Genomic DNA, 23,567 nt, shown 5'->3' with positions numbered 1-23,567 from the left:
GGTGCACATCGGAGAGTTCGCAGCCCTGACCGGCCGCACGGTCAAGGCCCGGCCTCCTCGTCCCCCGGATGCCACGAGTGCCTGGTCGTCGAGTGGTCACAAATGAACGGGCGCGGGAAACCCCACCTGGGAGAACGCGATCAGGTGTGACCACTCGACGAGCGCGGGGAGCCTGAGACGAGACCTCGCGCGGTCGGCGGGCCCGCCGGCCCATCCGTGTGGCGCAGGTCTCCGAATCAGGGGCAGACGCTGAAAGGAGAACCGCCGTGAGTTCTCTCCCCGGTCCCCGCACCTGCCCGTTCCTCGCGATGGCCGGCATCGCGATCCTGGCCTCCGTGGCGGTTGTGGCCGCCCTCATGCCCGGAGCGGTCCTTCTCGGTGCGTCGATGGGGGGCGTCGCGGCCTCCGCCGAGCTGGCGGCCGGTGCGGCGCTCCATGCAGGCGGCGGGTGGGTGGTGCCCGCGCTGTTCAGCGTGATGGTGTTCGCCCTTGTCGTGGGCGCGACCGCGGTGTTGCTGCGGGCTCCGGTGTCCTTGCCCGGTTCCCAGCGCTCTCGCCGGTCCGGCCCGAGCTCCAGAGCCCGCCCCGGCCCGCTGAGTCGCACGGAGTTCGCCCTGCGCCAGCCCGATCGGGCGTTGGGTGTCCGCATAGATCGTCTGCCGGGGATCACGGACTAGAGCCTCCCGGCTCCGATCACACCGGCCACCAGCGCCGGCCACCAGCGCCGGCCACCAGCGCCGGCGCATCCACCCGTCCGGCTGCGGGTCGACCCGTCGAGTCTCCGGTGCGATCGAACCCCCCGAAAAAACGTCGAGAGCGCCCGTGACGATCCGGCGGCTCGTGACGTCTTAGTTGTGAAGTCGCCCATCGACAGGCCCGGCCGGGAGCCGGGCCGACCCACGAGGAGGAAGCATGTCGAACGCAATCCCCAAGACCGGTCGTGAGCAGTCTCGTGAGCAGCAGGCCGCCGAGGCCGCGGAGGCCGCCGCGCAGGAGAAGGCTGTCGAGACCAAGCCCGCGCGCGGACCGCTCCAGACGTCCCGCGGGGTGACCACCCTGGACGACGGTGTCGTGGCCAAGATCGCCGGCATGGCCGCGCGTGAGGTCCCCGGCGTCTACGACATGGGCAACGCCGCCCGCCGCGCCTTCTCAGCGGTGACCGATCGCATCCCCAACGCCCAGACCAACGTCACCGGCGGCATCAGCGTCGAGAAAGGCGAGACCCAGACGGCGATCGACGTGACGGTGGTCGTGGAGTACGGCGCCTCGATCGTCGACGTGGGCAACGCCATCCGGCGCAACGTCATCGACCAGGTCGAGGGCACCACCGGGCTCGAGGTGGTCGAGGTCAACGTCAACGTCACCGATGTCCGCCTGCCCCAGGACGACGACGACGACAACGGCCGCTCCGGCTCCGACAGCGGTCGCGGCACCGAACTCCGCTGACCCCCCCGACCCGTCCACCACTGCTGCACCGCGGGGGCGGGCCACCCGGCCCGCCCCCGCACACCCTGAGCGAGGAGTTCTCATGAAGACCACCCATCTCACTCTCCTGGTGGGGTTGTTCCTCGGCGCCGTCGCCGCGTTCGGCTCCCTCGGCCAGTTCCTCATCGTGCTGATCTTCGGCGTGATCGGTGTGGCCGTGGGCCTGGCCATGGAGGGCCGCGTCGAGATCAAGGGCCTCACCGATCGCCGGAGGGGGTGACCCGTGACCACCGCGCAACGGGGCCTGACCACCATCCCCGCCTCCGTCGTGGGGCGGATCGCCGAGCAGGTCGCCTCCGAATACGCCCACGTGGGCGGGCCCGCGGGAGGGCTACTGGGTGTGGGCGCGCGCCGGGACTTCGACTCGCGCCCGTCGGCGACCTGCGACCTCTACGGAACGGTCGCGGTGCTCCGGCTCGACGTCGGCGTCGCGTTCCCCGTGGACCTCGCCGAGACGTGCCGCGGTCTGCGCCGGCACGTGCAGGACAGGGTCGCCGAGCTGACCGGCCTGCAGGTGGGCCGACTGGACATCGAGATCTCGTGGCTCAACCCCGGGACCGCGACGAGAGGAGCACTGCGATGAGCGCACGACGCCGCGCGGGCGCACGCCCCCGCCGCAGCGGACTGATCAGACGGCCACCGCGCGCCGTCCCGGTGGTACTGCTCGCCGCGGCGCTCCTCATCGTAGGCGGCCTGGGGACCTGGGTGCTGGTGACCTACCTGGTCGACGACACCTGGCCCGCGGCGGCGTCCGCGACGGTGGAGACGATCTCGGGGACGGGACTCGGATCGACGGAGACGCGCATCGCCGCCGTGGTGCTGGCGGTGGCCGGGTGTGCCCTGATGCTGTCCGCGATCGTGCCGGGACGCCCCTCGCGCGTGCTCGTACTGGGGGACGACGTCCCGGGTGAGACCGCCATCTCCCGACGGGACGTGGCCCGCCGCATCCAACGTCGCACCGAGAACGTCGACGGGGTCCGCGGGGCGAGCGTGGCCGTGGGTCGACGCCGGGTCGACGTGGCAGTGGAGACCGTGGTCGACGACACCGCCCCGGTGACCCGCGGCGCCACCGCCGCCGTGGAGGAGGCGCTGGCCGAACTCCGGCCGCTCGGCCCGACGCGTCACCGTGTGCGCACCCACCGAAGAAGCTGAGAGGACGAGGTGTCATGCGAAGCCTTTCCGGAACCCGAAACCGCATAGTCCTGACGGTGGCGGCACTGGTGACCCTGGCCGTCGCGGCGTGGCTGATCGCGGTGTCCTTCGCGCTGCTCCCCGCGGGGTCGTCACTGTCTGGGCTGATGGTCCCGGCCGACTCGACGGTGGACACCCTGGTGCAGGAGCATCAGGGGTGGGCGCTGCCGGCCGCGACCACCGCCTCCGTCCTGGCCCTGCTCGTCGGACTGGGCCTGCTGCTCGCGCAGATCCCCAGCGCGCCGGAGCACACCACGTTGAGACTGCACGACGACGGCACGCCCCTGGCCTCCCTGGAACCCCAGGTCCTGGAGCGCGCACTCGCCGAGAGGGTGGAGGGGGTCCCCGGCGTCGACGAGGCCTCGGTGAGGGTCTCCGGCTCCACGACCTCCCTGCGGATTCTGGCCGAGGTGTCGGTGTCCGAGGACGCGCAGGTCGAATGGGCCGTCGCGGAGGCCCGACGGGTGCTCGCCACCGATCCGGAGACCGCGCTCGGGACCAGCCCGCTCTCGGTGGACCTGCTGGTCCGTGTGCGCACCCCGCGGTCGTCGTCCCGCACCGACCGCGTGGCCGTGCGCCACGGCGGGGCGGGCGGCGACCTGGTCTCCGAGCCGGCATGACCCCCCCGCCCGTCCCGCCGGGGGAGTACCCCGACCGCACCCTGGTGCTCCGCGCCCAGGACGGCGACCCCGACGCCTTCGACGTGCTGATCGACCGCCACCAGGGGCGCCTGTTCCGGATCGCCTACCTGGTGCTGGGCGATCGGCAGGACAGTGAGGACGTGGTGCAGGAGACCCTGCTCACCGCCTGGAAGCGGCTGCATCTGCTGGAGGATCCGGACGCGGTGCGCAGCTGGCTGGCCCAGATCTGCTCGCGGCGGGCGACCGACATCGCCCGCCGCCGTGCCCGGCGTTCGACCGACGCCCAGCCGCCCGAGCTCCTGCACGTCCACCGCGACGAGGGCCCCCGGGCCGACCCCGCCCGCACCACGGAGGTCAACGCCCAGATGCAGGCCCTGGCCCGGGTTCTGGGCACGATGGACCCGGACCTCCGGTCGTGCTGGACGCTGCGCGAGATCGACGGGATGTCCTACCGGGATGTCGCTGCCGCGCTCGACATCACCGAGTCCACCGCGCGGGGTCGACTCGCACGCGCCCGAACGCACGTGATCGACTACATGAAGGAATGGCGGTGAACACCATGGACGGACCCTCCCGGCACGGTGGACCCGACGACGACGAGGCCACCAGGCTCTACCTCGACCAGATCAGTGCCCTCCACCGGGACTGGGACGAGCTCGAGAGCCGGGGCGACGACTCCGTGCAACTGTCCCGACGGGCGCGATCGGCACTGACGGAGGCGGTGCGGGCTGACGCCAGGCACGGCGCCCGGGTGCAGATGCCCCCCACCGACGTGGGCCCCTACACGCTGACCGAGCTCGCCCTGCGCACCCTCATCCGCGACACGGTGGACGGTGTCCCCGGGGTGGTGAGTCTGCGGACGGCGGTCGACCACGAGCCGGGTGCGGGATGGGGCACCCGCGGGCTGCCCCGACGGATCGCCTGCCGGGTCTCGCTCGCGATCACGACGCCGGATCTGCCCGCCCTGGCCGACGCGGTACGCCAGGCGGTCCGTGCCGCGTGCGCCCGGGAATTCGACCTCGTCGACCTGGTGGTCGACGTCCACATCGAGGATCTCCATGAGAACTGACCCGACAGCAGCAGAGTTGATCGAGCTGGTGGTGGCGGTGCCCGGGGTCAACGGGATCGAACCCGGCATCGGCACCTCCCTCCGGGCGCTCGACGCCCGGATCCGGCGGGCCGGCGCCGCCTCGACCCACTTCGGCCTCTACGTGGACCGCGACGGGGGCAGGGTCACCGTGGAGGTGAGTCTGGACCAGTCGCGCCCGGTCAGGCAGTGCGTCCGCGACATCCAGGTGGCCCTGCGGGACGCGCTCGGGGACACCGTGCCGGACGGCACCGAGCTCGAGGTGCGGGTGCAGTCACTCCACAGAGGGTGAGGCGGGCACGGCGTCCCCGACCTCGTCGAGGGGCGCTGCCGCGACGGAGCGTCGCGTGCGTCCGGCGCGGACACCGTTGGCGATCACCAGGATCTCCGCGAGCTCGTGCACCAGTACGACCGCGGCCAGCCCCAGGACGCCGGCCAGGGCCACGGGCACCAGGACGAGGATGATAGCCAGCGAGAGCCCGATGTTCTGCAGCATGATCCGGCGGGAGCGGCGGGCGTGCTGCAGCGCCTGGGGCAGGTGCCGCAGGTCCTCGCCCAGAAGTGCGACGTCGGCGGTCTCGATCGCGACGTCGTTGCCCATCGCCCCCATCGCGATTCCCAGGTCCGCGGTCGCCAGGGCGGGGGCGTCGTTGACGCCGTCGCCGACCATCGCCGTCGACCCCTCCGTGCGGAGCCGGGCGACGATGCGGGCCTTGTCCTCCGGCCGGAGGTCCGCGTGGACGTCGTCGATCCCCACCTCGGCCGCCAGCGCGCGGGCGGTGCGGCCGTTGTCCCCGGTGAGCATCGCCACCCGGTAGCCGTCGCGGCGCAACGCGGCGACCACCTCCGCGGCCTCGGGCCGCGGCTCGTCGCGGACCGCGATCGCCCCCAGCACCTCGCCCGCCCGCTCGACCAGCACGGCCGTCGAGCCGTGGTGCTGCATCCGTTCGACGTCCGCCGCCAGGGGGCCGGGCTGGATCCATCCGGGCCGACCCAACCGGACCGTCCGCCCGTCGAGCAGCCCGGTGAGGCCGGCGCCGGTGACAGCGGCGACCTCCCGGGCCGCGGGGACCTCGTGGCCGGCGGCGTCCAGGATCGCCGCCGCCAACGGATGCTCGCTGCGGACCTCCAGGGCGGCGGCCACCGCGAGGACCTCCGCCCCGGAGACCCCGTCCGCGGTCGCGATCTCGACGACGACGGGACGATTGCGGGTGAGGGTGCCGGTCTTGTCCAGGGCGATTCCGCGGATGCGGCCGAGGGCCTCCAGAGCGGCGCCTCCCTTGACCAGCACACCGAACCGGCTGGCCGCACCCACGGCGGCGTACACGGTGACGGGCACAGAGATCGCCAGGGCGCAGGGCGAGGCCGCCACCAGGACGACGAGGGCCCGTTCGATCCACACCTGCGGGTCGCCGAACAGGCTCCCCACCACCGCGATCAGCGCGGCGGCCACGAGGATGCCCGGGACCAGGGGCCTGGCGACGGTGTCGGCCAGCCGCTGGGCCTCGCCCCTGCGTGACTGTTCGGCCTCGACGATCTGGACGATCCTCGCCAGCGAGTTCTCCCGCGCCTCCGCGGTGACCGTGACCTCCAGGGCGCCGCTGCCGTTGATCGACCCCGCGTACACCTCGTCCCCCGGACCGGCCTCGACCGGGACCGATTCGCCGGTGATCGCCGAGTTGTCCAGGGCGGTGCGGCCGACGCGGATCGTGCCGTCGGTGGCGATCCGCTCGCCCGGTCGGACGATCATCACCTCGCCCAGACGAAGGTCGTCGGGCCCGACCCGCAGCTCGCGCCCGCCGCGGAGGACGGTGGCGGTCGACGGAACCAGCGACAACAGGGAGCGCAGGCCTCGGCGGGTGCGTGCGACCGAATACTCCTCGAGCCCCTCGCTGATGGCGAAGAGGAACGCCAGCAGGGCGGCCTCCTCGACCTCGCCGAGGATCACCGCGCCGGTGGCCGCGATGGTCATGAGCGTGCCCACGCCGATGCTGCCCCGCGCCAGGCGTCGGAGAGTCGACGGGACGAACGTGGAGCCCGCGACCAGGAGCGCGACCGCGTACAGCACGAACTCGGCCGGGTGGGGCCCGACGGTCCGGCCGAGGAGCAGTCCCGTCAGAAGCAGTGATCCGGCCGCGGCAGCGGCCCGGATCTCGGTGACCTGCCACAGGTGTTCCGGACCGCGGTTCTCACCGTCCCCGGCCGGAGGGTCATCGGGGCCGCACCCGCACGCGTCGCTCACGAGACGTGGTTGGGGCACAGCGCGACCGCCGACCCGGTCGCGGCGAGGAGCGTCTCGGCGGAGGCCAGCAACTCCATCAACTCGGGACGGGCGAGCGAATAGAACACCTGCCGGCCCTGCGGTCGCCCCTCCACGAGCCCGCAGTCCCGCAGGCACGCGACGTGGGCGGAGACCGTGGATTGCGCCAACCCGAGCTCGGCCACCAGGTCGGCGACCCGGGTCTCACCGCGCGCGAGCCGGCGGATGATCGCCAGCCGGGTTCCGTCGGACAGGCTGCGGAACAGCGCAACCCCGGCATCGATCGTCATTCGACGATGATAACGGGGTTGAGCGATGTGTTCCAGGCTCGGCGCCGGCGTCGGCCCGGCCTCTAGGAATTGGCGATCGCGAGCACCGCCCAGACGGGGAGCCAGAGCCCGAAGCTCAGGATGGTCAGGATCAGGTGCAGCGGGTGGTTGACCCGCCTGCCGCCGCCGTGGATGACGAACACCGTCTGCTGCATCGGGTACGGGTGGGGCATGATTTCCTGCGCCGACATTCCGTAAGCCGTGTACTGCTGGAACCGGGCGGGGTCGCCGAATCCCTGCCCGGCCGTCGGTGACGCCAGATGATGGGGCACGAATTCGGTGCCCTGCCGGTACGGCGCCGCGGGGGTGATTCCGTAGGGCAGACCTCCGTCGTGGGCGAGCCGTTCGACGTTCTCCGAGGCCGGGACGGTCGGACACTGGTCGGTCACCGGCACAGGGGGATAGAGCTCGGTGGGCGGCACAGGGGGGAACTGCTCGGTCGGAAACCGCTCTGTCGGGTAGCGCTCGGGAGGGAAGTGCTCCCCTGGGTACCGCTCCACGGGGGCGAATTGAGTCGTGGTCGCCGTGGTGTGGTCCCACCCGGCGTCCGAGGAGTCGTCGGAGCGGGAGGGGGTCTGCTCGTTCATGGCGGCTCGATTCACGATGTGCGGGGCCGGTGACCCGGCCGGGTTCGCCGGTCACCCTAATCGCGGCGACGGCCTGGTCACATCGGGCTGCGCTGCGAATCCGGGGATAAATGGGGGGTCCCCCGCAGTGCGCGCGACCGGATGGTCGGGGTCTACCCCGAGGAGCCCTCGCCCCTCCTGCGCCTGCCGACGAGGAACCAGAGCAGCAGCAGGAGCGCGGCGAGCCCCAGCAGCGCCGCACCTGCTCCCAGGGGACGAACAGGCGCGGTGGTGGCCTCGGGCGAGCCGCCCGAGGCGGTGACGTCGCCCACCGGGGGGACCGCGAACTCGCGCGCGGTCGTCTGCTTCTCGGTCCCGCTCGCCAGATCGACGGTCGCCGTCCACTCCCCGGAGGGGAGCGGGATGGCCTCGGAGACGGGGAAGCGGATCTCGGCGGTCTCACCGGGCGCGATGGTGGCGGGTTCCGACGCGAGGGGAGGGGTCGCCAGCCCGCCGGGTCCGTCGGTGAGATCGAGTGTCCCGGCCACATCCACCGCCCTGTGTCCCGTGTTGGACACCGTCGCGAGGAATGCGGCGACGCCGACCGCTGCCCAGACAGGCCGCAGATCGAGGATCTCGAATCCGGAATCGGGCGCGCCGCCGGCTCCGGTGGAGAGGTACACGCGGACCCCGATGCGCGAGATCTGGTCGAGGCCGGTCTCGCCCGCATCGGAGCCGCTCGAGGAGGACCCGGGCGACCCGAGCGAGCCCGACCCCGCCGACCCCGACGAGCCCGTTCCTGTGCCCACCGCGTTCCCGCCCGGGGCCGCGGAGGTGTGGGATGCCCAGATCACCGCGTACTGCTCGGCATCGGGTGCCCCGGCGGGCACGGTGATCGTCGCGGTGACCATCGCCGACTGGCCGGGCAGCAGGTTCAGCACCGATCTGTCGAGGTGGATCCACCGGGTCAGCGCGTTCGACTCCCCGGGCGATGCGGGCAGGAACGACCCGCCCTGCACCGTGGCCGGCCCGGCGTAGACCTCGATCCTCTGCGGGGAGTCGGTGTGGTTGCCCACCTCGAGTCGACGAGTGGTCGACGCCCCCGCGCTGAGATGGTCCACGATGTACCGATGTGCCCTGGGGTCGTTCGACGGCGTCGGCGGAGCGCTCCTGAGTCCGATCGAGATCGTGCCCGGGCTCGCGCCGGGTGACGGTCTCTGATGCGCGAGGGCGGGTGTGGGCCAGGCTGCGGCGAGCACGACCGACGCGATCAGCACGGCGGCGAGGAACGCCACGAGACGCGGGGCGAGGTGCCCTCGGACGGTGACGGGCCTCATCGTCGTCGTCATAACGCCGAGGTGATCAACGCGCCGCGGCCGGGAGCGGAGGGGCCGGTGGAACCGAGGCCGGGCACTGCCCTGTCCACCCTGACCCGGGGCGTCCATCTCCACGATGCGGAGGGCACGACGATCCCGCTCACCGCAAGGGCGTCCCGCGGGGCGCCCACCGGCGTCCAGTCCGGCATCCGGTTGGTCACCGCTCCGGGTCCGGTGGGGGAGACGACCCTGTACGAGAGGGATGGTCCCTGAGCGAGACCGGTGGCGGCGACGGACGCGCTCCAGTCGCGGGATCCGCCCCCGCGGCTGTCGATGACCGCGGTGTCGGCGAGCGTCACCTCGGAGACGCCGCTGCCGGCGGGGAGGGCCAGGCCACCCTCCGCGGCGACCGCGATGTGCAGGTCGCCGCTCGTCCCGCCGACCACCTCGAACGTCAGGGTGGAGGTGTCCGCCGGGGCCGCGGACGACGGGGCAGCCGGTCCGACAGTGGACGCCACGACGACGACGGTGACGGCGGCGGCGGTGACGGCGAGGACCGCCGCCGCCCTCACGACCATCAGTGCGTCTCCGCGGGGCGCTCGTCGCCGCCCGAGGAGCGACGGCGCAGGAGGATGAGCGCCAGCGCCGTCGCCGCGAGGAGTCCCGCGATCAGTGCGCCCCACAGCCCGATCGACCACCCTCCGTCGTCGTCGCTCGTCTCCCCGACGCCCTGGTCGGGGAAGGTGATCTCCGAGCTCATGGAGTGCTGCGCCCACCCGCTCTCGAGCTCCGCGGTGGCCTGCCACGGTCCGGCCGGGAACTCGACGCTGGACGGGATCACGAACATCACCTCGCCGCCGTCGCCGGGAGGGATCGTCACCGTACTCGCGGACACCGCCTGCGCGGTCAGGCCTCCCGGCCCGTCGCCGAGGGTCAGGGCGCCGGAGACGTCGACGGCCCGGCCGCCGGTGTTCTGCACCCGCACCGCGACCGCGGCGTTGCCCTCGGCATCGCGCTGCGGGGTGAGGCTCTCGATCTGGAAGTCCGACGGGGGACCGTTGCCCTCGCCGACGGACACGTAGAGCCGCACCCCGACCCGCGACACCTGCTGGATCTGCTCCTCGCCCCCTGCGGCGGCGGGCCTGGTCGACACCCAGACCGCGCCGTACTGCTCGACCTCGGGCGCGTCCTCGGGGACGGTGATGGTCACGAGCACCTCGGCGGACTGGCCGTTGTCCAGGGTCACCTCGTCCGCGCTGAGTTCCACCCATGAGGAGAGCGGGTTGGTCTCTCCACGCGGCCGGGGGACAAAGGCGCCGTCCCGGATCTCGGCGGGCCCCGCGTAGACGTCGAGAGTCGCCGGGGCGCCGGTGTCGTTGGTCACCTGCACCCGGCGCGAGATCGACTCCCCGGGAGGGATGTTGTCGACGATGTAGGACCTCGCCCGCGGGTCGTCCACCCGGTCCGCGGGAATGTCCATCAGGGAGATCCGGATGGATCCCGTGGGATCGACCGGGCCGCCGTCCGGCTGGGCGTGGGCCCACTGTGCGGGCATGGCGATCAGGCCGAGCGGGACCACCATCATCAGGGCCAGCATCAGCCGCGAAAGAAAACGCATCGGGGTCAGCTCTCGACTCGTAGGGGGACGACATCGCAGTTACTGGACACGTGTCCAGTAACTGCGATGTCGCAGGGGTGACTCAGAGGGCGGACAGGGTCAGCGTGGCCTTGTACTGGCCGATCGCCACCGTGCCCGAGAGGTCGACGGTCATCGCGTTGAGATTCGGGATCGTGGCGGTCTCCAGCGGTGCGGCGAGGGTCCGCTGGGTGCGGGTCATGATGAGCGTGTCGTCGTTCTTCAGGGGGATGTCCGCGGCCGCCCGGTTGGCCGTTCCTCCGAACACCAGCCCGAGGGCGGAGGACGGGGGGTGGTAGGTCGCCTTGGTGGCGGGGATGACCGCGGTGGCGTCCTGGGTGTGCACGAAGTCGGAAAGCGCCAGGTAGGCGTTCCATCCGTTCGTCGTGCCTCGGGTGTCGGTGATGCTGAACACGGTGAGGGAGCCCGAGGCCGACCCCCCGTTGGACGCCAGTCCGAGGGTGCTCACCGGCCCACCGGTGTTCACCGACAGGCCGCCGTTCTGGGCGGCCGTGACGGTGAAGTTCAGTTCCTGCTGATTCGCCTGGGCCGAGGCGGCGCCGGCGGCGGGGAGGGCGACGATCGTGGCCGCGCCGAGCGCGACCAGCACAGATTTACGCATGGGGGTTTCCTTAGGGAAGGGGATGGATCGGGCGATCCTGGGGTGTCTTCCGTCACAGTTATGAAGACGCCTTTAAAGTAGACACTTGGTCGCTGTCGTGTCAAGTGTGGTGGCGCCGCGCGTGTCTGGACCTGACCGAGCCGCGTGTGCCTGGGTCTGACCGAGCCGCGTGCGACTGTGGCGGGACCGACTGCGTCGGCTGCGACTGACCGCGGCGGCAGCACGGCGGCGGACGGTGGACGGTTACGGCAGTCGGCCCGTCCGTCACGGTCACCTGCACGGCCTCGCCGCCGAGGTCACCGAGGCACGTGGTGAGGCTGTGGAAGAAGCAGTCGTGCGTGAAGGTCCGATATGGCGCCACGGAGAGGGAGAACTCGTCAGCAGGCATCGGCAGCGCCGTCTCCCCGAGGTCGCCGGTGGGTTCGCTCTGACGCAACCGGTCCGGTTCGACGGAGGCCCACAGGTCGTCGGGCCGCCGCGAGCAGGCCACGTCCGCGCACGGCCGGGCGGTTCCCGGTGGGCACGGCACTTCTCACCGTCACAGCCCGGCGAGCATCTCCCGCATCCGGTCGATCTCCCGCTGCTGGGTGTCGATGATGGTCTGGGCCAGCTCGACCGCCTGCGGGTGGGTTCCGTCCTCCACCTGGTCCTGCGCCATGTCGATCGCGCCCTCGTGGTGGACGATCATCTGTTCCAGGAACAAGCGCGCGGCGTCGGTGCCCTCGGAGTCGACCAGCTCCTGCATCTCCTCCGGCGAGAGCATGCCGTCCATCATGCGCATCTCACCGGCGTCACCCATGTGATCACCCATGTGGTCACCTGCGCCGGGGCCGGCGTGCCCGTCGTGGTGCGCTCCGGGCTCGTCCCACTCCTCGAGCCACCGGTTGAGCTGCTCGATCTCCGGACCCTGAGCGGCCGTGATCTCCTCGGCCAGGGCGCGGACGTCGTCGGGGATGTCCTGCTTGGCCAGGATGATGTCGCTCATCTCGATGGCCTGTTCGTGGTGCGGGATCATCATCCGCGCGAACCGCACGTCGGCGGCGGAGTGCTCGCCGGAGGCCCCCTCCTCGGCCGTCGCGGGAGCGCCGTCCTCGGCGGTGGTGGTCGTGGCCGGCGTCGCGGCCGTCGTGTCGTCGCCGCCATCGGCACAGGCGGAGAGCGTGAGAACGGCCACGGCTGCGGCCGCGAGGAGGATCCTGCTGGTCATCGTCGAGGTCCTTTCGAACGGAGCCACGGGGCGCCCGGACTGATCGTGACCATCCTGCCCGTCGGACCCGACCGGCGGGATGGAGGTCACATGAAGGTTTGGTCAAGGCTGTCGTGGGGGCGGCGGATCCCCCGGTGGAGCGCGATGATGGGACCCATGACCCACACCCCTGTCGACCCCGGACAGGCCGGTGTTCCCGGTTCCGGCACGCGCCATCCCACGGGGTTGCGTGCCATGGTCGTCGACGACGAGCAGTCGCTCGCCGACCTGGTCGCCACCTACCTCCGGCGCGACGGATTCGAGGTCTCCGTGACCGGCGACGGGGTCCAGGCCGTCACGTTGGCCCGGACGGTGGACCCGGACGTGATCGTCCTGGACCTGGGGTTACCGGGCCTGGACGGGGTCGAGGTGTGTCGGCGGATCCGGGCCCACTCCGACGCGTACGTCGTGATGCTCACCGCGCGGACCGATGAGGTGGACACGCTGATCGGGTTGTCCGTCGGCGCGGACGACTACGTGACCAAACCCTTCAGCCCCCGCGAACTCATGGCCAGGATCCAGGCGATGATGCGTCGACCTCGGGGGCCGGCGACCGGGTTCGACGACGCGGGGGTCGCCACCGGGTCCGCGGGCGGCAGCGCGGTGGAGGCGCCTCCGCGGAGGATCGGGGCTCTGACCGTCGACGTCGCCGGTCGTGAGGTGAGCGTCGATGGTGAGGCGGTGGCGCTGACGCGCACCGAGTTCGACCTGCTCGCCGCACTGTCCCGAGACCCGGGTGTCGTGTTCACCCGCTCCCAGTTGATCGAGACGGTGTGGGGCCCGAACTGGGTGGGCGACGACCACCTGGTGGACGTCCACGTCGCGCACCTGCGCCGCAAGCTCGGCGACGATGCCACGCTGGGCCGCTACGTCCGCACCGTCCGCGGCGTGGGCTACCGGATGGGGGCCGGGCGGTGAGCGGCGGGGTCGGCGGCCGGATCGGTGGCCGTGGCGAGGTGCGGCGCGGACGGCGTGCCCGGGCGAGCTTCGGTACGAGGTTGCTGCTGGTGATGGCCGGGGTGGTGGTGGGCTGCGCGGGGAGCGCGTGGCTCGTCGCCTCGGTGCTGGCGCCGGAGATCTTCCACGACCACCTGGGGCAGGCCGGGATCGACCACGACTCCGCGGAGGCCGCCCACGTCGAGGAGGCGTTCACGGATTCGATCGTCCTGGCCTTGGGGTTGGCGGTGGGCGTCGCTGTGCTCCTGGCGCTGCTGGCGAGTTGGTACCTCACCCGGAGGGTCCAGCGTTCCGTCGCCGTCGTGACCACCTCGACCGTCGAGATCGCCGGCGGACGCTACGACACGCGGGTCGCGAGCCCCGAGTTGGGGCGGGAGTTCGACGACCTGGCGACGAGCGTCAACGAGCTCGCCCGGCGACTCGGCGCCACCGACACCTCGCGACGCCGGATGCTGGCCGACCTCGGTCACGAGATGCGCACCCCGCTGGCCACGATCGACTCCTACCTCGAGGCCGTCGAGGATGGCGTGCGGGACTACGACGACGACACCAGGGAGGTGTTGTGGAGGGCCACCCGCCGGCTCGAGCGCCTGGCGTCGGACATCGTGGCCGTCTCCGCTGTCGAGGAGCACCTGACCCGTCTCCATCCGGTCCCCACCACCGTCGCGGAGCTGGTGGGGACCGCGACAGATGCCGCCCGGGAGCGGTTCGCGGACAAGGGAGTGGAGCTCACCGCCCGTGAGCTCGTCGACGCCGAGGTCACCGTGGACATCGACCGCATGGGCCAGGTGCTGGGGAACCTGCTGGACAACGCGCTGCGGCACACCCCTGCCGGTGGCACCGTCACCGTCAGCACCGGCGTGCACGACACCGGACTGGTCTCTGTCACCGTCACCGACACCGGCGAGGGTGTGGCCGCCCACCACCTGGACCATCTCTTCGACCGCTTCTACCGCGTGGACACCGCCCGCGGCCGACACTCCGGCGGCAGCGGCATCGGGCTGACGATCACCCGTGCGCTCGTGGAGGCCCACGGCGGCCGTGTCAGCGCGGCCAGCGACGGCCCCGGACACGGGTCCCGCTTCACCGTCACGATTCCCGCGTCGTCACGCGACTGAGACCGCGGCCCCCGATCAGAACGGGACCTGGGTCCGCAGCAGTCCCTCCACCGGCCTCCGGCCGCTCAGGGCGCGGCAGAACTCGAACGCGTCCATGGTGAGGTTCTCTCCGGCGCCCGGGTGCCCACCGTGCTGCCAGCGCCCGCCCGCCGGGCCGGTGAGCTCCAGGTCGAAGGCCTGGCCGTGCCGACCGGCCCACTCGGTCACCACGTCGTCGACGATCACCCCTTCGTGCTCCGGGGTCGCCGTCATGGCGACGCCCGTCGCGGAGGCGATGTCGATGCGGTGCATGAACGGGTCGCGGGTGAGGATCACGTCGAAGAGGTAGCCCATGGACCACCACTCGCCATTGTCCTCCATGGCCTGCCTCCTCATCACGCCCGGTGCCCGTCGCCGATGCCTGGCGGCCCCGGGGGCCGATCGACGGACCTCGGCGATCAGTTGCTCGGTCGACAGGCCGGCGTTCTTCTCCACCTGGAGCGCCGTCATCGCGTCGATGGGGAGGCACCCCTCGCGCTTGGCCCGCTTGCCGGAGGCCAGCTGCTGGCGGACCATCTCCGGCCAGCTGGCGAGCATCTGGACCATGCCCAGCATGTGACCGGCCATCGCGCGCACGTCCCACTCGGTGCAGTCGGTCCGGGCGCCCCATTGGTCGGGGGTGAGCCGTTCGAGCATCTCGGCCACCCGGTCGTATTCGGTCTCGGCGAGACGCCCGGCGACATCCCGGGCCAGTCGGGGTTGTCGGGGGTCGTTCTTCGAGCGGTGCTGCCCGGTTGTCGTGATCATGGCGGTGTGTCCTCCTGTGCGGTGGTGACCGGGGCGTCGGTCGGGATGCCGACGTCGTCGAGGTACATGTCGATCGCGCGGTCGACCAGCCGGGCCCAGCGGTCGCCTCCGGGGTCGTTGGCGAGTTGGGCGTCCGCCATGCCGCCCACCACCGCCACATAGAGGTCGATGTCCTCGCGGTCGGTGATCCCGATCGCCGCGAACCGCTCACGCAGACCGTCGAGCACGAGCACCGCGGGCGCGTAGGCCTCCGGGCTGGGGGTGAAGCCGGGGATGGTGCGCTGGTTCATCAGCTGGAAGCGCGCGAGGTCGGTGACGCAGAAGTCGAAGTACGCCCGCGCGTACAGCCGGACGGTGCCCCGGGCACCGGTCGGGGGACGCTCGTCGAGGGAGAGCATCACCTCGAGGCATTCGGTCCACGCCTGGGCGAACATCGCGTCGTAGATGGCGTTCTTGGAGTCCACATGGGAGTACAGCGACGGCGCCTTCATGCCCACCCGGGCCGCGACGTCGCGGAGGGTGAGCTGGGCCAACCCCTGCTCACGGGCCACGTCCCACGCGGCATCGATGATCTCCCGCCGGGTGGCCTCACGTCGTTCGGCCGACCTATCGCGATTCGGCGTGCCTAACATGATTAGGATTGTGCGCCTGTGGCCCGGTGATGTCCAGAGGGGATTGGTCGCGATCCGGTCTCGGGGGACGGCGAGAGTGGGGCCGATGAGCACAGGAGCAGCCGACTCCGCAGACGTGGCCGCCGCGGCGTAGGGTGACCCGCCCTCGCCACCAACGAATTGCAACTCGAGCTCGACGGCGTCACACCCCCAACTCCCTCACCTCGTCGGCCAAGCTGCGGGCCAGTCGGAGATCGTGGGTGATCGCCAGGACGCCCAGCCCCCTGTCGGCACGCCGACGCAGTGCGCGGGCGATCGCGGCCGTGCTCAGCGGATCAAGGTGCGCGGTGGCCTCGTCGGCGATCAGATACCGGGGCTCCTGTGCCAGCGCGCGGGCGAGGCAGGCGCGCTGGAGCTGCCCGCCCGAGACCTCCGCGGGGCGGCGGTCCAGAAGCACCGGGTCCACGCCGACCTCGTCCGCCAGGGCGTCCGGGTCCACGGCGACGCCGCGCACCGACGCCGCCAGGGTGAGGGCGCGGCGCAGCGTCAGGTGCGGATCGGCGGCGGCCATCGGATCCTGGTCCAGCAGGGCCGTGTGGCCGGGCAGACGGCCCCGACGACGGCGCACACGCGCACCCCCCGCGGTCACCGAGCCGGACTCGGGGGCGAGCAGCCCTGTCAACAGGTGCGCCAGGGTGGTCTTGCCACACCCGGAGGGGCCGACGAGCGCGGTGATCCGTCCGGGCCGGATGACCAGATCGGTGGGTGGGAGGGCGAACCCACCATCGGGGCGGCGGTAGGTGACCCGGTCGGCGACGAGAGTCATGACGACGACCCCACGGCCGCCCCGAGGTTCGCGGCGGGATCGACAGCGGCCGTGGACTCCGAATGCAGCGCGGCGGCCAGGAGTTCACGGGTGTACGGGCTCTCGGGCTCGACGAGCACCCGCGAGGCCGCTCCCCGCTCGCAGAGGCGCCCCGCCCGGAGCACCGCCACCTCGTCGGCGGTGTCCGCTGCGGTCAGCGCGGCCAGATCGTGGGTGATCACCACGACGCCGATGCCGCGCTCCGCGGCCAGGCGGCGCAGCAGCCGGAGGGTGGCCAGGGCGGGCCCGGCGTCCAGCCCGGCGGTCGGCTCGTCCGCCACCAGCACCACAGGAGTGGTGGCCAGTGCGACCGCGATCGCCGCGCGCCGCAGCTGCCCGCCGGACAACTGGTGTGGGTAGCAGTCGGCGAGCACCGGGTCGAGACCCACCTCGAGGCACAGGTCGGCGACCGCACGGCGGGCATCGGGGTCCCGATCGGCCACGGCGAGAGCTTCCGCGAGTTGCCCGCGCACGTGCCGGGTGGGCGTGAACGCGGCGGGCGCCGACTGGGGAACGTGGCCCACGGTTCCGCGCAGCACCACCCTGCCGTGCACCTGAGCCCCGGGAGGGAGCAGGCCGCAGCAGGCGTCGGCGAGGGTCGACTTCCCGGCCCCCGACTCGCCGACGATCGCCAGGACGTCGCCCGCGCGTACCGCCACCGTGACGTCCGCCAGCACGGTGCGCGGGCGACCGTCGGGGCTGGGCATCTGAACCGTGAGCCCGTCGACTCTGAGCGCCTGTCCGGGCGCGGTCTCCGACACGGCCCGGGGGTCGGAGAGGGTGAGGACCTCGTCGTCGTCATGCCGGTGTCTCGGCAACGGTGACCACCCGCGGGGACCACGCCGGCCGGCGGGGGCGAGCAGCGCCATGGCCACGGTCACCAGGACCAGCGCGGCGGCCGGGAAGGCCAGCGCCCACCAGCGACCCAGCAGCAGATCTTCGCGGGACAGGGCGATGAGGGTCCCCAGGCTCGCTTCTTCGGGCGGCACCCCGATGCCGAGGAACGACAGGGTGGACTCGTGCCACACGGCGTGGGGGAGCATCACCACCACCGCCAGCGCCGCCTGCCCGGCGACGGCCGGGAGCACATGGTGGCGCACCAGCCGGGCTGGGGAGAACCCGGCCACCCTCGAGGCGGCCACGTACCCGGAGGCCATGACCTTCTGCGTCTCGGCGCGCACGATCCGCGCCACCGGGGGCCAGTGGGTCACTGCCAGGGCCAGCACGAGGGCGGTGATCGACCCCCGGAACAACGCGACCACCACGACCGTCGCCAACAGGTGCGGGACCGCGGCCACGGCGTCGGTCAGGCGCATGAGCAGCGCGTCGATCCGCGCCCCGCCCGCGGAGGCGGCGGCGCCGACGAGCACGCCGATCCCCGCCGCGGCCAGCGCCGATCCCGCGGCCACCGCCAGGGAGACCTGCAGCGCCTGCGCGACCCGCACGGACGTGTCGTGACCCAGCGAGTCGGTGCCCATGAGGTGCGGCCATCCCTGGGGCAGCCCGGCGCGGAGGTAGTCCGTGCCCGCCCACCCCGCCGGGGCGAGGAGCGGCCAGCCGATCGCGTACGCGACGACCAGCGCCACGAGGAGCATCGCGACGACGCGGCGGGGGGTCACGTACTCACGCATCGATCCGCACCCTGGGGTCGGCCAGCAGAAGCAGGCAGTCGGCGAACCAGGTCCCCACCAGGACGGTGGCCGAGGCGCCCAGGGTCACGGCGGCCAGCAGCGCGAAGTCGGCTTCCAGGGCGGCGTCCACGGTCGCCGCGGCGAGGCCGGGCCAGGCGAAGACGGTCTCCACCACCAGCGACCCCGCGATGAGTTCGGGCAGCCGCGCCCCGAGCAGCGCGATGAGCGGCGTCCACGACACGGCCGCGATGTGCCCGGTGAGCACCGTGCGCTCGCCCACCCCGCGGGCGCGGGCCTCGGCCACGGGTGCGGAGGCCTCCGCGTCGAGGACCGAGCGGCGCAGTGTCAGCAGCATCCACGGGACCTGACCCGCGGCCAGCGCCACCGCGGGCAGGACGAGGTGGCGTGCGAGGGTCGCGAGCGTGGGGTCCTGTCCGGGCGGGGCCGCCCCGGTGACCGGCAGCCACCCCAGCGTCACCGCGAACACCGCGACCGATCCCATGGCCAGCACGAACGGGGGCACGGCGCTGAGCAGCACGGCCATCGCCGCAAGGGCCCGGTCGAGGGCCCCGTGCGGTCGGCGGGCGGCGGCGACACCGGCCGCCAGGGTGACCGCGAGTGCCAGGGCGAGTGCGGTGGCGGAGAGCAGGACCGTCCACGGCAGCCGCTGCGTCACCACCTCGAGCACCGGTTGCCGGTAGGAGTGGGAGAACCCGGCGTCGCCGGCGGCCAGTCCGGCCACCCACGTCCACCACGCCTGCCACCACGTCAGGTCGGTCCCCAGCGCGGCGGCCGCCGCGGCGCGCTCGGCCACGGTGGTGCGCTCGTACCCGTCGCCGAAGTGGGCGGCCAGCGGCTCCAGCGGGGAGGTCGCGGCCAGGATGAACGCGCCGACCGTGACGGCCACCAGGACCAGCGGCGCCGCGACGGCGCGGCGGGCCGTGAGGCGTGCCAGGTCAGAGCGGCGTTCGCCGAGTCGGCGGATCACCGGTCGCGGGTCCAGGAGGCGAGCGACCACCACGGCCCCCACGTCACGCCGTGCGTGTGCGGTTCGAGGATCGGTGCGGGCCGGGTGTGGCCGGTGTCCCGGAGAAGGTAGGTGTGGTCCAGGGTGGCCAGGAAGACGTGGCCGGGGGCGCGGGCGTAGGCCCGCTGCGCCTCGCGGTAGAACTCCGTGCGTTCGACGGGGTCGGCGGTGGTGCGGGCCGCGTCCAGGGCCGCGTCCACCCGCGGGTCGCCGAAGTCACCGGGGTTGTCCAGCGGGCCGGTCGCGGCGGTCCGTGAGTGCAGGGCCCGGTAGGCCTGGGTGTCCACGGTGTAGGGGTTGTCCCCGCCGCCCAGCAGTATCGCGACCTCGCCGATCCGCCGCTCGATCTGGTCCCAGCTGCCGCCCCACACGGTCACCGCCACTCCCATCTCGCGCATCTGGTCGGCGAACGCCGAGGCCAGCTCGCGACGGACCGGGTCGGTGGCGGGGTAGGCCAGGGTGAACTCGGCGCGCTCGCCGTCCCGGACCAGCACGCCGTCGTCGCCTGGCCGCCATCCCGCGCCCCGCAGGATCTCGGTCGCCTCGACGCTGCGCTCGCCCGCGGCCCGGGGTTCGGTGAACGGCGAGGGTTCGTACTCCGGGTAGGCAGCGCTGATGGGGGAGGCCACCGGCCTGCCGTGCCCGGACAGGACTCTGTCCACCAGGCCGTCGCGGTCCACGGCCACGTTGAGCGCCCGACGGGCCGCGGGGTCGCCGGCGAAGGGATGCGACATGGGCAGCGCCACCGTTCGCCAGTCCGCCGAGGCCACCGAGACCAGCTCCAGACCGTCCCGGCCGGCCAGCCCCTCGGCGAGCCGGGGCGGCAGCGAGGCCCCGTCGACCTCCCCGGCCCTCACCATCTGCGCCCGCGCATCGGCATCCGGCACCGCGCGGATGACGAGTCGGGTCACCTCGGGCGGGCCGTCGCGGTGCTCGGGAAAGGCCTCGAGCACGGCCTCCGCGGCGGTCAGGCGGTCGAGACGGTAGGGGCCCGTCCCGACAGGCTCCGAGTTGAGGACCGACGCCGATGCCGGTCCCGGGGTCAGCGCCTCCGAGGGGGCGATGCCCAACAGCAGCCGGGCCGGCATCCCGGGGTCGGGCGCGCCGAGGTGGAAACGCACGGTGAGCGGGTCGGGGGTGTCCACCTGCTCGATCGTGGAATAGTCCGAGGCGATGGGGGAGGCCGAGCGCGGGTCGACCACCGCCCGGTAGGTGGCGGCCACGTCGCCTGAATCCAGCTGCGAGCCGTCGTGGAAACGAACCCCTTCCCGAAGTCGGATAGTCCAGGTGAGCCCGTCGTCGCTCACCTCGGGCTCCGCCGCGGCAAGGGCGGGTTCGAGCCGTGGCAACGTCGAGTCGTCCTCCGCGGCCGGGCGCAGGAGTCCCTCGTACAGCGGAGAGACGCCGGTCGATCCGTATCCGGACACCGGGTTGAACTCACCGGGGTCCCCGCCGTCCGCCAGGACGATCTGATCCACCTCCCCCCGGCCACCTTCTGCCCGGTCCCCGGCGGGGGAGGGGGCGGGCGCCGAGCAGCCGGCCAGGGCCAGGGTGAGGGCGAGCGCCGCGGCCAGGCTCACGGTCAGGCTCGCGGCGAGGCCGGCACCGGCGGGGGAGGAGAACGGTCTCACGCAGAGCTCCTGCTCGAAAGGGATTATGTGTCCAGTCGGACACATAATGAGCAGAGCGTAGCCAGTGGATGTGTCACCGTTGTTAACTGATAACGCAGGTGGCGAGCGCGGCTGCCGGTGACGACTGCGTCTGGCGGTGACCGGCGCGGGGGACGGAGGGGGAGCGATGGACCTGGGCGGCTGGGCCGAGCGCTTCGAGTTGCTCGGCGACCCCACGAGGCTGGGCCTGCTCGCGCACATGCACCAGGCCGGCCCCGGGGTCGCGACCGTCTCGGACCTGGCCGCCGCGACCGGGATCACCCGCAACGCCGCGTCCCAGGCGCTGCGGATCCTGCGGGATCGGGGCTGGGTGACCGCATCCCGCGACCCCGAGGACGGCAGGGTGGTCCGGTACTCGCTCGCCGACGACACCGTCCATCGCATCCTGCACCTCATGGGTGCCCGACACCACTGAGCACCCGCCCTGCCCGGCCAGCCCGCCGCGCCCGCTGCATTGTCGACATGCGCGGGCGGAGTGGTCCATAGGGGACGCGAAAGCCGGATGGGGGCGGGCAGAGGGGCCGCGCAAGTCAAAGAGGACGCGCACGTCGGAGAGGACGCGCACGTCGGAGGGGTCGCGCACGTCGGAGGGGACGCGTGGATTGCAGTGCGCGCGGCGTGGTGGACTCGCCGCGCGTAACTCGCGGCGCGATCCGGCGAAACACCCGCGCAATCTGACCGCGCCACCATGTGCACATGGACACCGTCGCCGAGACCGTGAGCCGGTGGCGCGCCGAGGGGATCCCGTGCGCGCTCGCCCGCGTCGTGGACACCGGCGGCTCCGCCCCGTTGGCCACCGGCACCGCGATGGCCGTGGCCGCGACCGGGGAGGTGATCGGCGGGGTCTCCGGCGGGTGCGTGGACGGAGCGGTGTACACGCTGTGCCAGGAGGTCATGGCCGACGGGCGACAGGCCTGCGCGGCGTTCGGCCCCGACGGCGACGAGCTCCTGGCGGTGGGGCCGACCTGCGGCGGGAGCCTCGAGGTGTACGTGGAGTACGTCCCCGCCCACGGCGGGCATCCGATCGACCGCGTCACCGCCGCCCTGGGCGAGGGACTGCCGGTGGTGGTGACCACCGTCCTGGACGGTCCTCGCTCCGGTGAGTGGACGGTGGTGGTGGGGACGTCGCCAACGGAGGACGACGACGAGACCCCGCAGCGGTTCGCCGGATCGCACGAGGACTCGCGCGCGGACCGGCGTGGCGAGCATCCCGGCGACCTGGCCCCGGCCCGCGCCCGCGCCACCGCGATGCTCGGTCGATCGGGGACCGCGGTGGTGGAGAGTCCCGCCGGTCGCGTGTTCGTGCAGTCCCTGGCCCCGCCGCGACTCCTGGTGTTCGGTGCCACCGCGTTCGCCGAGGCCCTGGCCACGATCGGGCGCCTTCTCGGCTACCGGGTCTCGGTGTGCGACGCCCGGCCCGTCTTCTCCCGCCCCGCGCGTTTCCCCGCCGCCGCCGAGGTGGTGCGGTGCTGGCCCCACGAGTTCCTGCAGCGGACCCGCGTCGGTCCGAGCACCGCGATCTGCGTCCTCACCCACGACCCCCGCTTCGACATCCCCCTGCTCGTCGAGTCCCTGCGCACCGAGGCCGGATACATCGGCGCCATGGGAAGCCGGCGCACCCACTCCGAGCGGCTGGCGCTGCTCCGCGAGGCGGGTGTCGCCGAGAGTGAGCTGGGGCGACTCCGCTCACCGATCGGACTGGACCTCGGCGCCCGCACCGCCGCCGAGACGGCCGTGTCGATCGCGGCGGAGCTCGTCGCCCACCATCGGGGCGGGACGGGTGCCCCGCTCACCGGACTCGACATGGCCATCCACCGATGACCGCGGCGGTGGGGCTCGTGCTGGCGGCCGGAGCGGGCCGACGCTTCGGCAGGCCCAAGGCGCCGGTCGAGTACCGAGGAGTACGCCTGGTCGACCGCGCCGTGCGGCTGCTGCGCGGGGGCGGATGCGACCTCGTCGTCGTCGTCACCGGAGCGGCGCCCCTCGACGTGGCCGGCGCTCGGGTGGTGCACAACGAGGGGTGGGACTCGGGGATGGGGTCCTCGCTGCGAGCCGGCCTGGTGGCGGTGGCCGGGCGGGACGTTGTGGTGGTCCCGGTGGACATGCCGTGGCTCGGCGCGGACGCCGTCCGGCGGGTCCGCGCGGTGGGCTCCGCCGACGGCTGCCACACCGCCGACCTGGCGGTGGCGACCTATGACGGGCGATGGGGCCATCCCGTGCTGCTCGGCGGACGACACCACCCCGGGGTGATCGCGTCGGCCACAGGTGACGTCGGTGCGCGACGGTACCTGCGCGCACACGCCGACACCGTGACCGAGGTGCCGTGCGGGGACACCGGGTCGCCGCGCGATGTGGACGTGCCCGGGGATCTTCTGCTCGCCCCGTAACGTCGCTGACACACGGGGTATCCGGCCGGTAATAGCGTGCGGATACAACTGGTCATCGGCTCGGCCACCCCTCACCGGCAGGCCGCGCCCCGGTACCCCGGCCCCCGTCACCTCGGCCGGCACCCCAGCTCCGGGA

At 72.8% G+C, this 23,567-nt stretch carries 28 protein-coding genes and 1 pseudogene; 14 read left to right on the top strand and 15 right to left on the bottom strand.

What is annotated here, in order from left to right; genetic code table 11:
- Window positions 1–266: 266 nt before the first annotated feature.
- The 9 genes from CT688_RS12975 to CT688_RS12940 all read left to right on the top strand — a co-directional run bounded on the left by CT688_RS12975 (window position 267) and on the right by CT688_RS12940 (window position 4,696).
- The gene (locus tag CT688_RS12975; RefSeq protein WP_107757230.1) at window positions 267–677 is read left to right on the top strand and encodes a hypothetical protein; all 411 of its coding nucleotides are present in this window, start codon (window positions 267–269) and stop codon (window positions 675–677) included.
- Window positions 678–912: 235 nt separating this feature from the next.
- Window positions 913–1,446, top strand: a complete 534-nt coding sequence (locus CT688_RS12970) for an Asp23/Gls24 family envelope stress response protein (protein WP_107757229.1) — start codon at window positions 913–915, stop codon at window positions 1,444–1,446.
- An 82-nt stretch (window positions 1,447–1,528) separates the two neighbouring features.
- Window positions 1,529–1,705 carry a hypothetical protein gene (locus CT688_RS17505; RefSeq protein ID WP_194861565.1) on the top strand — a complete coding sequence of 59 codons (177 nt, stop codon included), beginning with the start codon at window positions 1,529–1,531 and terminating at the stop codon, window positions 1,703–1,705.
- 3 nt (window positions 1,706–1,708) lie between these two features.
- Window positions 1,709–2,068 carry an Asp23/Gls24 family envelope stress response protein gene (locus CT688_RS12965; protein WP_107757228.1) on the top strand — a complete coding sequence of 120 codons (360 nt, stop codon included), beginning with the start codon at window positions 1,709–1,711 and terminating at the stop codon, window positions 2,066–2,068.
- Window positions 2,065–2,637 (top strand): DUF6286 domain-containing protein, encoded by a 573-nt coding sequence (locus CT688_RS12960; protein ID WP_107757227.1) that lies wholly within the window; start codon window positions 2,065–2,067, stop codon window positions 2,635–2,637. The genes CT688_RS12965 and CT688_RS12960 overlap by 4 nt, the downstream gene beginning before the upstream one ends.
- A 14-nt stretch (window positions 2,638–2,651) precedes the next feature.
- The gene (locus CT688_RS12955) at window positions 2,652–3,296 is read left to right on the top strand and encodes a hypothetical protein (protein WP_107757226.1); all 645 of its coding nucleotides are present in this window, start codon (window positions 2,652–2,654) and stop codon (window positions 3,294–3,296) included.
- Window positions 3,293–3,871, top strand: a complete 579-nt coding sequence (locus CT688_RS12950; RefSeq protein WP_107757225.1) for an RNA polymerase sigma factor — start codon at window positions 3,293–3,295, stop codon at window positions 3,869–3,871. The genes CT688_RS12955 and CT688_RS12950 overlap by 4 nt, the downstream gene beginning before the upstream one ends.
- On the top strand, window positions 3,862–4,386 hold the full coding sequence (locus tag CT688_RS12945) for a hypothetical protein (RefSeq protein ID WP_107757224.1): 525 nt from the start codon (window positions 3,862–3,864) through the stop codon (window positions 4,384–4,386). Before CT688_RS12950 ends, CT688_RS12945 begins: the two co-directional genes overlap by 10 nt.
- Entirely contained in the window at window positions 4,376–4,696 is a 321-nt protein-coding gene (locus tag CT688_RS12940; RefSeq protein WP_156607244.1) for a hypothetical protein, read from the top strand. Before CT688_RS12945 ends, CT688_RS12940 begins: the two co-directional genes overlap by 11 nt.
- Here CT688_RS12940 and CT688_RS12935 read toward each other — a convergent pair.
- From CT688_RS12935 to CT688_RS12895, 9 genes and pseudogenes are all read right to left on the bottom strand, one after another.
- Entirely contained in the window at window positions 4,679–6,646 is a 1,968-nt protein-coding gene (locus tag CT688_RS12935) for a cation-translocating P-type ATPase (RefSeq protein ID WP_107757222.1), read from the bottom strand. The genes CT688_RS12940 and CT688_RS12935 overlap by 18 nt on opposite strands.
- Complete coding sequence (locus CT688_RS12930) at window positions 6,643–6,954, bottom strand: helix-turn-helix transcriptional regulator (protein WP_107757221.1); 312 nt, start codon at window positions 6,952–6,954, stop codon at window positions 6,643–6,645. Before CT688_RS12930 ends, CT688_RS12935 begins: the two co-directional genes overlap by 4 nt.
- Before the next feature lie 62 nt (window positions 6,955–7,016).
- Complete coding sequence (locus tag CT688_RS12925; protein WP_107757220.1) at window positions 7,017–7,580, bottom strand: hypothetical protein; 564 nt, start codon at window positions 7,578–7,580, stop codon at window positions 7,017–7,019.
- A gap of 152 nt (window positions 7,581–7,732) precedes the next feature.
- Window positions 7,733–8,908 (bottom strand): hypothetical protein, encoded by a 1,176-nt coding sequence (locus tag CT688_RS12920; protein WP_156607242.1) that lies wholly within the window; start codon window positions 8,906–8,908, stop codon window positions 7,733–7,735.
- Complete coding sequence (locus tag CT688_RS12915; RefSeq protein ID WP_107757218.1) at window positions 8,905–9,453, bottom strand: hypothetical protein; 549 nt, start codon at window positions 9,451–9,453, stop codon at window positions 8,905–8,907. Before CT688_RS12915 ends, CT688_RS12920 begins: the two co-directional genes overlap by 4 nt.
- The gene (locus tag CT688_RS12910; RefSeq protein WP_156607240.1) at window positions 9,453–10,493 is read right to left on the bottom strand and encodes a hypothetical protein; all 1,041 of its coding nucleotides are present in this window, start codon (window positions 10,491–10,493) and stop codon (window positions 9,453–9,455) included. Before CT688_RS12910 ends, CT688_RS12915 begins: the two co-directional genes overlap by 1 nt.
- An 82-nt stretch (window positions 10,494–10,575) precedes the next feature.
- Complete coding sequence (locus CT688_RS12905) at window positions 10,576–11,133, bottom strand: hypothetical protein (RefSeq protein ID WP_156607239.1); 558 nt, start codon at window positions 11,131–11,133, stop codon at window positions 10,576–10,578.
- A 238-nt stretch (window positions 11,134–11,371) separates the two neighbouring features.
- Window positions 11,372–11,614, bottom strand: a pseudogene (locus CT688_RS18080) (CueP family metal-binding protein); the annotation flags it as partial.
- Window positions 11,615–11,671: 57 nt separating this feature from the next.
- Window positions 11,672–12,340 carry a DUF305 domain-containing protein gene (locus tag CT688_RS12895; RefSeq protein ID WP_107758201.1) on the bottom strand — a complete coding sequence of 223 codons (669 nt, stop codon included), beginning with the start codon at window positions 12,338–12,340 and terminating at the stop codon, window positions 11,672–11,674.
- A gap of 234 nt (window positions 12,341–12,574) precedes the next feature.
- Here CT688_RS12895 and CT688_RS12890 point away from each other — a divergent pair, with 234 nt between their 5' ends.
- Both CT688_RS12890 and CT688_RS12885 read left to right on the top strand, forming a co-directional pair.
- Window positions 12,575–13,297 (top strand): response regulator transcription factor, encoded by a 723-nt coding sequence (locus tag CT688_RS12890; protein WP_107758200.1) that lies wholly within the window; start codon window positions 12,575–12,577, stop codon window positions 13,295–13,297.
- A 92-nt stretch (window positions 13,298–13,389) separates the two neighbouring features.
- Complete coding sequence (locus tag CT688_RS12885) at window positions 13,390–14,454, top strand: cell wall metabolism sensor histidine kinase WalK (RefSeq protein WP_107758199.1); 1,065 nt, start codon at window positions 13,390–13,392, stop codon at window positions 14,452–14,454.
- 15 nt (window positions 14,455–14,469) lie between these two features.
- Here the strand turns inward: CT688_RS12885 and CT688_RS12880 are convergent, their stop codons facing one another.
- From CT688_RS12880 to CT688_RS12855, 6 genes are all read right to left on the bottom strand, one after another.
- Window positions 14,470–15,240 (bottom strand): maleylpyruvate isomerase family mycothiol-dependent enzyme, encoded by a 771-nt coding sequence (locus CT688_RS12880; protein ID WP_107757215.1) that lies wholly within the window; start codon window positions 15,238–15,240, stop codon window positions 14,470–14,472.
- Window positions 15,237–15,872, bottom strand: a complete 636-nt coding sequence (locus tag CT688_RS12875) for a TetR/AcrR family transcriptional regulator (protein ID WP_107757214.1) — start codon at window positions 15,870–15,872, stop codon at window positions 15,237–15,239. The genes CT688_RS12880 and CT688_RS12875 overlap by 4 nt, the downstream gene beginning before the upstream one ends.
- 181 nt (window positions 15,873–16,053) lie before the next feature.
- Window positions 16,054–16,677, bottom strand: coding sequence for an ATP-binding cassette domain-containing protein (locus CT688_RS12870; protein WP_107757213.1), 624 nt, complete (start codon window positions 16,675–16,677; stop codon window positions 16,054–16,056).
- A complete protein-coding gene (locus CT688_RS12865) occupies window positions 16,674–18,347 on the bottom strand; it encodes an ATP-binding cassette domain-containing protein (protein ID WP_107757212.1) in 1,674 nt (557 codons plus the stop codon). Before CT688_RS12865 ends, CT688_RS12870 begins: the two co-directional genes overlap by 4 nt.
- Entirely contained in the window at window positions 18,340–19,335 is a 996-nt protein-coding gene (locus CT688_RS12860) for an ABC transporter permease (protein ID WP_231750334.1), read from the bottom strand. Before CT688_RS12860 ends, CT688_RS12865 begins: the two co-directional genes overlap by 8 nt.
- A complete protein-coding gene (locus CT688_RS12855) occupies window positions 19,332–21,005 on the bottom strand; it encodes an ABC transporter substrate-binding protein (protein ID WP_231750333.1) in 1,674 nt (557 codons plus the stop codon). Before CT688_RS12855 ends, CT688_RS12860 begins: the two co-directional genes overlap by 4 nt.
- Window positions 21,006–21,171: 166 nt before the next feature.
- Between CT688_RS12855 and CT688_RS12850 the strand changes: the two genes are divergently transcribed.
- The 3 genes from CT688_RS12850 to CT688_RS12840 all read left to right on the top strand — a co-directional run bounded on the left by CT688_RS12850 (window position 21,172) and on the right by CT688_RS12840 (window position 23,431).
- Window positions 21,172–21,459, top strand: coding sequence for a helix-turn-helix transcriptional regulator (locus tag CT688_RS12850; RefSeq protein WP_107757209.1), 288 nt, complete (start codon window positions 21,172–21,174; stop codon window positions 21,457–21,459).
- Window positions 21,460–21,740: 281 nt separating this feature from the next.
- Window positions 21,741–22,865, top strand: coding sequence for an XdhC family protein (locus CT688_RS12845; protein WP_107757208.1), 1,125 nt, complete (start codon window positions 21,741–21,743; stop codon window positions 22,863–22,865).
- Window positions 22,862–23,431: an NTP transferase domain-containing protein gene (locus tag CT688_RS12840; RefSeq protein WP_107757207.1), complete on the top strand. Its 570-nt coding sequence runs from the start codon at window positions 22,862–22,864 to the stop codon at window positions 23,429–23,431. Before CT688_RS12845 ends, CT688_RS12840 begins: the two co-directional genes overlap by 4 nt.
- Window positions 23,432–23,567: the final 136 nt, after the last annotated feature.

The sequence above is a fragment of the Dietzia sp. JS16-p6b genome, assembly GCF_003052165.1.
Lineage (GTDB): Bacteria > Actinomycetota > Actinomycetes > Mycobacteriales > Mycobacteriaceae > Dietzia.
The sequence above is the reverse complement of the archived record's forward strand: the minus strand, read 5'-3'. Positions and strand labels throughout refer to the sequence as shown.